Annotated in this window: 13 protein-coding genes; all 13 read left to right on the top strand. The window is 28.4% G+C overall.

What is annotated here, in order from left to right; all coding sequences use genetic code 11:
* Positions 1–47 precede the first annotated feature (47 nt).
* The 13 genes from aroE (at position 48) to pnpS (ending at position 12851) form a co-directional block, all read left to right on the top strand.
* The gene (gene aroE, locus BV55_RS0113540; RefSeq protein WP_029453345.1) at positions 48–809 is read left to right on the top strand and encodes a shikimate dehydrogenase; all 762 of its coding nucleotides are present in this window, start codon (positions 48–50) and stop codon (positions 807–809) included.
* Positions 810–826: 17 nt separating this feature from the next.
* Positions 827–1882 (top strand): type IV pilus twitching motility protein PilT, encoded by a 1056-nt coding sequence (locus BV55_RS0113535; protein ID WP_029453344.1) that lies wholly within the window; start codon positions 827–829, stop codon positions 1880–1882.
* Between the two features lie 212 nt (positions 1883–2094).
* Positions 2095–3369 carry a glycosyltransferase family 2 protein gene (locus BV55_RS0113530; RefSeq protein WP_029453343.1) on the top strand — a complete coding sequence of 425 codons (1275 nt, stop codon included), beginning with the start codon at positions 2095–2097 and terminating at the stop codon, positions 3367–3369.
* A gap of 181 nt (positions 3370–3550) precedes the next feature.
* Positions 3551–4840, top strand: a complete 1290-nt coding sequence (gene ftsA / locus BV55_RS0113525) for a cell division protein FtsA (protein ID WP_029453342.1) — start codon at positions 3551–3553, stop codon at positions 4838–4840.
* Positions 4841–4855: 15 nt separating this feature from the next.
* Positions 4856–5959 carry a cell division protein FtsZ gene (gene ftsZ / locus BV55_RS0113520; RefSeq protein ID WP_029453341.1) on the top strand — a complete coding sequence of 368 codons (1104 nt, stop codon included), beginning with the start codon at positions 4856–4858 and terminating at the stop codon, positions 5957–5959.
* A gap of 183 nt (positions 5960–6142) precedes the next feature.
* A complete protein-coding gene (gene spoIIGA, locus BV55_RS0113515) occupies positions 6143–6955 on the top strand; it encodes a sigma-E processing peptidase SpoIIGA (protein WP_029453340.1) in 813 nt (270 codons plus the stop codon).
* Between the two features lie 14 nt (positions 6956–6969).
* Entirely contained in the window at positions 6970–7674 is a 705-nt protein-coding gene (sigE, locus tag BV55_RS0113510) for an RNA polymerase sporulation sigma factor SigE (protein ID WP_029453339.1), read from the top strand.
* 72 nt (positions 7675–7746) lie between these two features.
* Positions 7747–8520 carry an RNA polymerase sporulation sigma factor SigG gene (sigG, locus tag BV55_RS0113505; RefSeq protein WP_029453338.1) on the top strand — a complete coding sequence of 258 codons (774 nt, stop codon included), beginning with the start codon at positions 7747–7749 and terminating at the stop codon, positions 8518–8520.
* Between the two features lie 209 nt (positions 8521–8729).
* Positions 8730–8987, top strand: a complete 258-nt coding sequence (locus BV55_RS0113500; RefSeq protein WP_029453337.1) for a YlmC/YmxH family sporulation protein — start codon at positions 8730–8732, stop codon at positions 8985–8987.
* A 72-nt stretch (positions 8988–9059) separates the two neighbouring features.
* Positions 9060–9512, top strand: a complete 453-nt coding sequence (gene nrdR / locus BV55_RS0113495; protein ID WP_029453336.1) for a transcriptional regulator NrdR — start codon at positions 9060–9062, stop codon at positions 9510–9512.
* Positions 9513–9636: 124 nt separating this feature from the next.
* The gene (gene pgeF, locus BV55_RS0113490) at positions 9637–10350 is read left to right on the top strand and encodes a peptidoglycan editing factor PgeF (RefSeq protein ID WP_029453335.1); all 714 of its coding nucleotides are present in this window, start codon (positions 9637–9639) and stop codon (positions 10348–10350) included.
* Positions 10351–10434: 84 nt separating this feature from the next.
* On the top strand, positions 10435–11139 hold the full coding sequence (locus tag BV55_RS0113485; protein ID WP_029453334.1) for a response regulator: 705 nt from the start codon (positions 10435–10437) through the stop codon (positions 11137–11139).
* Between the two features lie 2 nt (positions 11140–11141).
* On the top strand, positions 11142–12851 hold the full coding sequence (gene pnpS / locus BV55_RS0113480) for a two-component system histidine kinase PnpS (RefSeq protein WP_029453333.1): 1710 nt from the start codon (positions 11142–11144) through the stop codon (positions 12849–12851).
* Positions 12852–12989 lie beyond the last annotated feature (138 nt).

The raw sequence follows: 12989 nt of genomic DNA, 5'->3' as shown, positions 1-12989 counted from the left end.
AAGGGATTTAGCATATTTTTGTAGAATTAGTAAGTAGGAGGTGGGTAATGATAAAAAGATGTGGATTGATAGGTAAGGGCATACAATATTCTATATCTCCCAAAATTCATAATGATTACTATAAGAAAAATCAGATTAACTTAAAATATGAGCTATTTGATATGGATAAAAATGAATTAATTGAATTCTTAAAGGTGGTAAATGAAAATGAATATGTTGGATTTAATATTACAATACCTTACAAGGAAGTTATAATAAATTATTTAGATGAATTAACGTATCCAGCAAGTTTGATAAAAGCAGTGAATACAATTTCAATTAAAAATGGTGCTCTTATAGGACACAATACTGATTACTTCGGATTCATTCATAGCTTAGAACATTGGAAGATAAATGTGGAAGATTATTATGTATTAATATTAGGAAGTGGTGGAGCTGCTAAGGCGGTTTCTTATGCACTAAAAGACTTAAAAGTAAAAGATATAGATATAGCCGGAAGAGATGTATTAAAAGTAAGGAGAGAATTCCAAGGTGTAAAAAATGTTATAGATATACAGAATATCAAAGACATGTACAAATATGATATGATAATTAATTGTACGCCTTTAGGAAATGTAAATAATGAAATAATACCAATAGAGTTAAAGGGTTTCAAACATAATTTAATAATCTATGATTTAAACTATGCACCTGAAAAAACAAAATTACTAATAGAGGCAGAAAATAAAGGGTTAAAGGCTATTAATGGCAGAATTATGTTAGAAAAACAAGCCTATAAAGCTATTGACATATGGAACTTAAATACATAAATATAGGAGGAATTGTTTTGTTAGACTTAAATAAGTTATTAGAAATTACAACAAAAATGGAAGCGTCAGATCTTCATCTTACTGTGGGTGTGTCACCAACTGTAAGAGTTAACGGGAGATTAAAATCTATAGATGAAGGTAAATTATCACAATACGAAACTGAACAATATGCAAAGGATATATTGGGGGAATTATATGAGGAATATTTAAAAAAAGGTGAACTAGATATTTCTTATTCTGTAGCGGGACTTGGAAGGTTTAGAGCTAACGTATTTAAGCAAAGAGGAAGCAGTGCTCTTGCAATAAGAACTATATCATTAAAAGTACCAACACTAAAGGAACTTGCACATCCGCCTATAATAAAAGAACTCATAAATAAAAAAAGAGGACTTATACTTGTTACAGGTCCAACGGGCAGTGGTAAGAGTACTACTCTTGCAGCTATGATTAATGAAATAAATAATTCAAGAGAGGCGCATATAATTACTTTAGAAGACCCTATAGAGTATTTACATAAACATAATAAATCTATAATAAATCAAAGGGAAATAGGAAAAGATAGTAGTAGTTATAAAAATGCTTTAAAGGCAATACTAAGAGAAGATCCTGACGTTATACTAGTAGGTGAGATGAGAGATTTAGAAACTATATCTATAGCTATAACTGCGGCAGAGACAGGACATTTAGTATTATCAACATTACATACTATTGGAGCAACTAAAACTATAGACAGAATAGTTGATGTTTTTCCACCACATCAACAACAACAAATAAAAATACAATTAGCATCGGTACTTCAAGGTATTATATCTCAACAACTAATTGAAAAGGCAGATAAACAAGGAAGGATTGCAGCGCTTGAAACTATGGTAGTTACTCCAGCTATACAAAATATGATTAGAGAAGGTAAAACTCACCAAATAGAATCATCTATACAAACTGGAAGCAAGTATGGTATGAAGAGTATGGATATGGCTTTAGTTGAATTATATAAAAAGGGCATAATAACCAATGAAGTGGCTCTTACGTATTGTGTCGATAAAGAACTTTTAACTAGAATGTTACTACTTTAGTATTTATAGTTTAACAATAGTAATTTTAACTAATTGGGAAGTATAGTAATTAGACCCACTAATTTATTAAATTTATATTAAAAAACTATAAAATATGTATAAAATTATTAAAAGGTTGCATTTAAAATCAATTTTTTATCCAAAAACCCTAATTGCATATAGTATTTAATCTGTATTTGTGCTAAAATAACTTTGAACTAGGGGGGATATGAATGGATGTTTTAAATTCATTTATTCAAATTTTATCCGCAACTTTTACAAATCTAGTATTTATAATTTCGACATACTATTTATTCCTTTCATTTTTTGGAATAATAAGATTTAAAAGTAAAAAGCAATTTGAGCCAAAGAAAAGTTTCGCTTTAATTGTAGCGGCATATAATGAAGAAAATGTAATCCAAAATATTATACATAGCTTAGATATGATGGATTACCCAAAGGAACTATATGATATAATAGTAATTGCAGATAACTGCACTGATAGCACAGCAAAGAAGGCTAGAAAGTCTGGTGCTAATGTGTTCGAAAGAAATATGAAGGACAAAAAAGGTAAAGGGTATGCATTAGAGTGGATATTTGATAAAATGTTCAAAATGGACAAAAGTTATGATGCAGTTGTAGTTTTTGATGCAGACAATTTAGTAGACAAGAACTTTCTTAAAGAAATGAATAATAAATTATGTGATGGACATAAAGTTATTCAAGGCTATTTAGATAGCAAGAACCCTAATGATACATGGATAACAGGCGGATACTCTATAGCTTTTTGGACTTCTAATAGAATGTTTCAACTTTCTAGAAGTAATCTTAGGTTATCTAATCAGCTTGGAGGAACAGGGTTTTGTATAGATACGAGTATATTAAAAGAATTAGGTTGGGGAGCAACTTGCCTTACTGAAGACTTAGAATTTACTTGTAAGCTTGTTTTGAATGGGTATAAAGTAGGTTGGGCTCATGATGCAATAATATATGATGAAAAGCCACTTACATTAGCTCAGTCATGGGCGCAAAGAAAAAGATGGATGCAAGGATTTGCAGATGTATCTAGTAGATATTTCTTTAAACTTATAAAAAAGGCCATAAAGGAATTTAATTTTGTGGCACTGGACTGTGCTCTTTACACAATACAGCCAGTAATTATAATACTCGCTGGTATAGCTATGATTATGAATTTATTCCATTCATTTGTAGCAGCACCACAACTTATAGCAACAACAATTCAAACAATAAAAACTGCTAATTTTACTATGATTAAGCTTGCAAGTGTATTAGCAATGATAATGCAATTTGTATATACTCCATTTATATTAATTTTAGAAAAAAAGTTAAGTCTTAAAATATTCTTATATTATCTTATATATCCGATATATGCTGCTACATGGCTACCTATATCAATCCAAGGTATAATTCATAAAGATAATAAAGAATGGTCTCACACATTGCATACTAGGAATATAAAAATACATGATCTTGAAAAGGCAAATTAAACAATAAATTATAATTATTAGGGGAACTCAAACCTTTTAGGAATTAGAGTTCCCTTAATTTTTAATTTTAAAATTATATACACAATGAAAATAATATTTTTATCATTATAAAGGAAATCTTCAAATAACGTTGAATATATAAATATATGTGGCATTACTTAGGAAGGAGGTATTAGAATATATGGAAAAACAATGTATAGTAGGAGTGGATATTGGTTCCTTTAAAGTTAGTGCAACAGCAGCTAAAGTAGACGATAATGATGAACTCATAATACTTGATAGTGTTGTATTAGAAAGCCAAGGTATAGAAAATGGAGAAATAATTAATATTAATGAAGTAGCAAGTATATTAAAAGAATGTATAAGCAATCTCGAATTATTAATAAATTCACCAATTAAAGAAGTTTACCTTGGAATTCCAGGTGGGATATGCAGGATATTAGATGGAAAAGGAGATATAAGATTATCTAAAGAAGAGGAAAAAATAGAAGAAAGACATATAGAAAGAGTTTTAAAAGTTTCCAAAGAAGATGTGGCACTTAATGATGAAGAAATAATAGATATAATACCGTATAGATATATTGTTGATGACGATATAGAGATAAAAGATCCTATTGGGCTTAAAGCTAATAGATTAGAGTCAAATACAAAGCTTGTAGTGGCAAAGAAGCCTATGATTATATCAAGATTAAAAGTTTTTCAAAGTATTGGTATTAATATAAAAGCCTTACTTATTCAATCAGAATCCTCAAAGGACATGTATGATGAAACTACCTACTTTAAAGAAAATACTATGATAATAGATACAGGGTCTGATATTAGTGATGTAGTCTATTATGAAGAGGGAATTTTAATAGATACCTTTTCTATTCCATTAGGTGGTAACATTATAACTAAGGATATTGCTTTTTGCAATAACATTAACAATAAGTCAGCAGAGAGTCTAAAAAAGAAAGATATTGATTTAAGTGAGATACTTATAAGTATAAAAAAAGAAGAAGATTTAATGCAATCTAATATAGTTGAACAAATTATTTTAGCTAGGGTTGAAGAAATACTATCTCTTATTGAAACAAAAGCCAAAGAAAGAGGATATGAGATAGATAGCATTGTATTATTAGGTGGAGGAATAAGTTTATTTAAAGGAATAAGAGAGCTTGCTAGTGGCATCATGAATAAACCTATATACATATTAAACCCAAAAGAAACATTAAATAAACCTTTAGCAATTAATTCATTTGGTATTGTTAAAAATGTATATAATGAGTTAAAATTAAATAATAATAATAATAATAATAATAATAATAATAATAATAATAATAATAATAATAATTTAAATGATATTCAATATGATAAACAAAAGGAGAAGATTGATAAAGAGGATTTAGAATTTAAAAATGCAAGAATAAGAAAAAGAAGTAATAAAAGCTTTATAAGTAAAATAAAAAAGGCTTTAGATGGATTTTTCTAAAAAGGAGGAATTATTTTGTTAGATTTTGATTTAGATGTTCAACAATTTGCTCAAATAAAAGTAGTTGGATGCGGGGGCGGAGGAAATAACGCTGTTAATAGGATGATAATTGAAGGACTTAAGAATGTTGAATTTATTGCTATTAATACAGATAAACAAGCTTTGATGTTATCTAATGCTACACAAAAAATACAAATTGGTGATAAATTGACTAAAGGACTTGGAGCTGGAGCAAATCCTGAAATAGGAGAAAAAGCAGCTGAAGAAAGTAAAGAAGAAATATCTCAAGCTATAAAAGGTGCAGACATGGTTTTTATAACTGCAGGAATGGGCGGAGGGACTGGTACGGGCGCGGCTCCAGTAGTGGCGGAAATTGCAAAAGCCATGGGCATTTTAACTGTAGGAGTGGTAACAAAGCCATTCCCTTTTGAAGGTAGAAAGAGAATGTTACATGCAGATATGGGAATAAATAATCTAAAGGAAAGTGTTGACACGTTGGTAACTATACCTAATGAAAAACTTCTTTCATTGGTAGATAAGAAGACTTCTCTCATGGAAGCTTTTAAAAAGGCAGATGACGTATTACGCCAAGGTGTACAAGGTATATCTGATCTTATTACTATACCAGGGCTTGTTAATTTAGATTTTGCGGATGTAAGAACTGTAATGTTAAATAAAGGTCTTGCACATATGGGAGTAGGAAAAGGAAATGGAGAAAACAGAGCTCAAGATGCAGCAAAACAAGCTATATCAAGTCCTCTTTTAGAGACATCAATAGTTGGAGCTACAGGAGTGTTATTAAATGTTACTGGAGGTTCAGATCTTGGCTTACTTGAAATAAATGAAGCAGCTGAAATAGTTCAAGGAGCTGCAGATCCAGATGCAAATATAATATTTGGTGCTGTAATAGATGAAAACCTAAAAGATGAGATAAGAATTACTGTTATTGCTACTGGATTTGAGGAAGAAACCTCGAAGAAACCTAAAAAGGATATGCAAAATATAATGAGCGATAAAAATAATAAAGAGCCTATAGAAGAAGCAGCTGCAACTTCAGCAGATACTTACGAAGATAGCCAGCTAGAAATACCAGCGTTTTTGAGAAAACAAAGAAGATAAATAGAACAATAAAAAAACTTGATGAAATTTCATCAAGTTTTTTTTGCGTTTAATCTTTAACATTTATTCGAATTTTAAAGTGTTTTTTGTAAAAAGATAATTTAAAAATAAATATATAATCTATATGAAATGACAAAATTTTGAATAAGGGAGCTATATAATGTTATTAAGGGAGTGGTGAAATTGATAGTTTATTTAGATGTACTGCTAATTGAAAATTTCATAGTAAATTTATTTTTGATATGTATAACTTCAGATACTATGAAAATAAAGCTCAAAGTTACAAATGCTATATTATCTGCAGTTTTTGCTACATCATATGTAATGGTTATATTGATACCAAAATTAAATGTCTTTAATGCAATTTACATAAAGATACCACTAGTTATGGTTTTTATGATTATTGCATTTAAAAAATTAGATATAGGATTTATATTAAAATCTTCTGTAATTTACATTATATATTCTATGATATTAAGTGGTTTATGTTTTTTTATGGGTATAAATAATATAAATATAGTGGAGTCAAAAAATACTTTAGAAAGCTTTTCTTATAAATATATAATAATGTCTATGATGATATTATATATATTTATAAATCGAATAATAAATTTTATAAAAGATAGATATGTTGTAGACAATTTAATATATAGTGTAGAAATATTTTACAAGGGGAAAGTAAAATCTTTTAAAGGCTTTTTAGATACTGGAAATGAACTCAGGGAACCTGCTACTGATTTGCCTGTTATCATTGTAGAAAGGGGGGCATTAGGTGATATCACATTAGAAGACAAAGAAAGATACATGATACCATATGAAGTTGTAAATGGTTCTAAGGGAAGGCTACAGGGATTTAAACCAGAATATATTAAATTATATTACAACAAAGATGAGAAAGTATCTATTAAACCAATAGAAGCTATTATATGTATATGTGATAATTCGCTAAGCAAAGGTGGAGAGTATTCTGCTTTATTATCAAGAGGAATATTATAAAGGGGGTAAGAAAAATGAATATTAAGGTACTTATTAATAGGATAATATCAAAGTTTGAATTATTTTTTAAAAAAGTTTATTATATAGGAGGTAACGATGCATTACCCCCACCTTTAACAAAAGAAGAGGAAGAAGATTTAGTACTAAGGCTTATGAAGGGGGAAGAAACGGTAAGAAGTGTTTTAATAGAAAGAAATTTAAGATTAGTTGTTTATATAGCAAGAAAGTTTGAAAATACAGGTATTGCTATAGAAGATTTAATTTCTGTTGGAACTATAGGACTTATTAAAGCTGTAAATACCTTTAATCCAGAAAAAAAGATTAAACTTGCAACTTATGGATCTAGATGTATAGAAAATGAAATACTAATGTATCTAAGGCGTAATAGCAAGATAAAAGCCGAAATATCATTTTATGAGCCTCTAAATATAGACTGGGATGGAAATGAACTGTTACTATCTGATATATTAGGAACAGAAAATGATATGGTGTATAACATTATAGAAGATGAGGTTGATAAAGAATTATTATTTTTAGCAATGGAAAAACTTAATGATAGAGAAAAGGAAATAGTTAAATTAAGGTTTGGATTAGTTGGAAAAAATGAAAAGACTCAAAAGGAAGTAGCTGATATGCTTGGAATATCACAATCTTATATTTCTAGGTTAGAAAAAAGAATAATTAAAAGATTGAAAAAAGAAATAAATAAAATGTTATAGTTTGTCTTTAGTATAAAAGTCATTTCTTCAGGGAATAATTAAAATGCAATTACTCTGAAGGGACTGATTTTTATGATGATCAATAAAGTTGAAATTTGCGGAGTTAATACATCTAAGTTACCGGTTTTGAAAGATAAAGAAATGAAAAAGATGTTACTTGAGATTCAAAATGGTGATGATAGCTCAAGGGATGATTTTATTAAAGGTAATCTTAGATTGGTTTTAAGTGTGATTCAAAGATTTAACAATAGAGGAGAAAATGCAGATGACCTTTTTCAAGTAGGATGTATAGGGCTTATGAAAGCTATAGATAACTTTGATTTAAGTCAAAATGTTCGATTCTCAACCTATGCTGTTCCTATGATAATAGGAGAAATAAGAAGGTATCTAAGAGATAACAACTCTATAAGGGTTAGTAGATCCTTAAGGGATATAGCATATAAAGCTTTAATGGCAAGAGATAAATTAGTAAATGAAAATAATAAAGAACCTACCATATCTCAAATTGCAAAGGAACTAAATATCCCAAGGGAAGAGGTTGTATTTGCTTTAGACGCAATACAAGATCCAGTATCTTTATTTGAACCTATATATCATGACGGAGGAGATGCTATATATGTGATGGATCAAATAAAAGATACTAAAAATATTGATGATAGTTGGCTAGAAGATATATCCATAAAAGAAGCCATGAAAAAGCTAAATAATAGAGAAAAGCTTATATTAAATTTACGATTTTTTGATGGAAGAACTCAAATGGAGGTAGCAGAAGAAATAGGTATATCCCAGGCTCAAGTATCTAGGTTAGAAAAAACAGCATTAAAACATATGAAAAAGTACATATAAATAATATTAATGCATAAAATTATTCTAAGGTTTATATGGAGATTATTTGTTAGAGTATTCTTTACATATGAACCTTAGAAGGTTTTATAAATGTCATAGAATTTATTATCTACAATATTAATATACTAAGGGAAGAAATATAAATATGTATTTGCATATTGTAAAAGATCTCAAATTATAATTAAGTGAATTTAATAGGGGGGATTTTCATGGAAATGGATATGCATTCTATAAACAATATAAGAGTTATGGAAGTTATAGATATAAATACAGGGGTGAAACTTGGCTATATAAAAGATGTAAAAGTTGATTGTGAAAATTATAAAATAATTTCTGTAATAGTACCAGTTCAAAAAAATTCTTGGTTTAGTAAAATAGATGTTATAGAAATACCTTGGGAAAAGATTCTTAAAATAGGTGTAGATGTTATATTGGTTGATAATTATATAATCAGAGAAGATGCATAGTATGTAGAAATTACATAGAAAAGTGTGTATAATTAAATAAAAGCAATAATTATGAAGAAAGGTGGGAATGCTTTGAAATGTCCATACTGCGCTTACGAAGAAAGTAGGGTTGTAGATTCTAGAGCTACAGAAGACAAGCTGGCTATCAGGAGGAGACGTGAATGTGTATCTTGTAGTAAAAGATATACAACCTATGAAAAGATTGAAGACATTCCTATATTAGTTATAAAGAAAGATCTTGCAAGAGAATACTTTGATAAAAATAAAATAATAAATGGATTAATAAAAGCTTGTCAAAAAAGGCCTATATCAAGGTTGCAAATAGAAAATTTAGCAAGTGATATAGAAAAAGAATTAAGTAATAGCATGACTACAGAAATAAAATCAGAGGATATAGGCGAAATGATCATGGATAGGTTAAAGGAATTAGACGAAATATCTTATGTTAGATTTGCATCAGTATATAGACAGTTTAAGGATATAAATTCCTTCATGGAAGAAATTAAAAATATAATGAGTAAATGATATTTTAGCCAAGCTCTAGCAGTTTGGCTAAAATGTTATAATACTGAATATATAATTAACAAGATAAAATAACTTTATTGGAATATATAAAGTTAAAGTATGTTTTTATTAATGGAGGAATTTAATGAAAAATATATTATTAGATGAAAGATTTGAGTTTGTTCATGAATCTATGGGTGGAGCTAATTTTTATTTTTCCACAGCGTATAATGAAATAAGTTTTAAAATAGATGAAAATGAAGGAATTTTAAATATAGATAAATTAAAAGAGATTATAAATTTAAAAGAAATTAAATATTTAAAACAATTGCATAGTGATATTATAAAAGTTAATCCAAAAAGCGAAGAAATAGGTGATGCAATTATATGTAAGGAAAAGAATATAGCTATTGGAGTCTTTATAGCAGATTGTGCACCTATACTTATTTTTGACAAAGATACAAAGGCTATGGCAGCTGTTCACAGTGGATGGAGAGGAACTTATAAATTGATTTTGCTTAAGACATTACAGAAAATGAAGGAGGAGTATGGAACTAAGGCAGAGAATATTATAGCTTACATAGGTCCGCATAATGGTGTATGTTGCTATGAAGTAGGTCAGGGCGTTAATGAAGAATTTAAAAAGGAAGATTTTTACAATAATAAAAATATATTTGAAGGAAAAAATTTGAATATAACTGCCTGCCTCAGATATCAACTAAATTCATTTGGAGTCTTAGAGCATAATATATTTGATGCTAATTCATGTACATATTGTGCAAAAGACTACAAATTACATTCTTATAGAAAAACAGGAGTTAATTCAGGTAGGTTGTTTTCTTTTTTATATTATAGATAAGTGAATTAAGTATCTAACATTTTAAGTACGTTTATCACAGTAGATTAAGATCTATTAAAAGTAAAAGGATACGGAGGGTTAATTATGTCTAAAGAAAAGATATTAATAGTAGACGATGAAGAGCATATAATAGAGCTACTAAAATTTAATTTAGAAAAATCCGGATATGAGGTATTAGTGGCTATGGATGGTAATAATGCTATAAGTAAAGCTAAAAGTGAAATACCTAAACTTATATTGCTAGATTTAATGCTTCCAGGCATGGACGGATATGATGTATGTAAAGAAATAAGAAAAGATAACTTAACAGCTCATATTCCTATAATAATGTTAACGGCAAAAGGTGAAGAGTTAGATAAGATAATAGGATTAGAATTAGGAGCAGATGATTATATAACTAAGCCATTTTCAGTTAGAGAATTAACTGCAAGAGTTAAGGCAGTTTTAAGGAGGGTCAATACCAAGCCTCTAGATGTAAGATATAGTTTTTCTAATATAACCATAGATTTTGAAAAACATGAAGTTATAAAAGATCTTAAAAAGATAGATTTAACCCTTAAAGAATTTGAACTTTTAGAAATTTTAATTAAAAATAAAGGAAAGGTTTTAACAAGAGAAATGCTTTTAGATAAGATATGGGGATATGAATACATAGGAGAAACAAGAACTGTAGATGTTCATATAAGGCATCTAAGACAAAAGATAGAGGATGATGACAAAAATCCAAAATACATAGAGACTATAAGGGGTATTGGGTATAGGTTTAATAATGAGTATAGGAGAGACTAGCTATGAAGAAAAAAATTATGCTCTTTGTGCTAGGTATAATAACATTTAGCCTTATACTTGTGAGTTCAATATTTATTATGATATGGAATTATCAACATTTAGAGCAAACGAAAAGTAATATTAGTATAGATAATAAGTTAATAGTAAATAGCATAAAAGATAAGACACTTGAAGAAAGATTAATATGGTTAAAAGAAAGTGTTGATGAATTCCATGTTAGAGTTACATACATTGATGAAAAGGGTGAAGTCATAATTGATACACTAAAAGACGAAGAAGATATGGATAACCATAATTTAAGAAAAGAAGTTTCGGATGCAATAAGAAATGGTGAAGGAGATAGTGTTAGATACAGCAATACCCTCGATAAGAATATGGTATATAATGCTTTATTATTAGAAGATGGATCTATACTAAGGGTGTCAATGGGTGTTGACAGTATGAAAAGTGTTCAACAAAGATATTTAAAGTATTATATTTTAACTTTGTTTTTAGTAATAGCGGTTTCAGTTTTATTATCCTCTAAATTTAGTCATTTTATAGTAAGACCTATAGAAGAACTTCAATTCCTTACATCAAAGGTTGCAAGTGGTGATCTAAATAAAAGGGTAAATATATTAACAAATGATGAGATAGGAAAACTTGGCAGAACCTTCAATGATATGGCAGATAAACTTGAGAGTACCATAAAGGAAGCTGTGGATAGGCAAGATAAGTTAGAATCTATACTTAAAAGTATGGATAGTGGCGTTATTGCAGTAGATGAAAACTATAATGTTATTATAATTAATCCTTATGCAAAAAAGATATTTGGTATAAGAAAAAACATTATAGGTGAAAATCTTATGGAACATATAAGAGACTTTGAATTAGAAAACGTATTTAAAGAAAGAAAGGATGAGTATAAAGAAATAAATATACTTTGGCCTTCAGAAAAGGAATTAAGAATAAAAACAGGAGATATAATAAGTGATGGAAAGCTTATAGGCACAGTAGCTGTGGTACAAGATATAACAGATCTTAAAAAATTAGAAAATATGAGAACTCAATTTGTAGCAAATGTATCTCATGAATTAAAGACACCATTAACTTCTATTAGAGGGTTTGCAGAAACTTTAAGATATGTAGATGATGATGAGAAAAAGGATAGATTTTTAAACATAATAAATGAAGAGGCCGAAAGACTTACAAGGCTCATTGAAGATATATTAACTCTTTCTGATATAGAACAGCATAAGGACGAAAAAAGTTCTGATATCAATGTGGAATATAAAATTAATGATATTTACTATTTAATGAAAAGTGTAGCATCGAATAAAGATATAAGTATTACGCTAAATCTTGAAAGTGGTATTGTTTTATACGGAAATGAAGATAGATTTACACAAATGATGATAAATCTTATAGATAATGCTATAAAATATTCAGATAAGGGGTCTAGTGTTTATATAAGTTCTAAGACGGATAAGAAAGATTGCATAATAATTGTAGAAGATACAGGAGTTGGAATTCAAAAAGAGCATATATATAGACTTTTTGAAAGGTTTTATAGAGTTGATAAAGCTAGGTCTAGGGCTAATGGAGGTACCGGACTTGGACTTGCTATAGTAAAGCATATAGTACTAGGGTTTGGTGGAAATATAGATGTTAAAAGCGAGGTTTCTAAAGGAAGTAAATTTATAATTACATTACCAATAAAAAAAGGACTCTAAAAGAGTTCTTTTTTTATTGGTAATGTAATAGAAGATAAAAGCTTATTTTCAAATGAATACAAATTAACAATGAAATTAATGTGAAAAATAATATTTAGAATAAAGTGTCTTAGTAAAGAGAATAATATATATGCAGAT

This window comes from Clostridium algidicarnis (assembly GCF_000703125.1).
In the GTDB taxonomy this organism is placed as follows: domain Bacteria; phylum Bacillota; class Clostridia; order Clostridiales; family Clostridiaceae; genus Clostridium_L; species Clostridium_L algidicarnis.
Note: the sequence above shows the minus strand (reverse complement) of the source record. Positions and strands in the feature narration are given on the sequence as shown.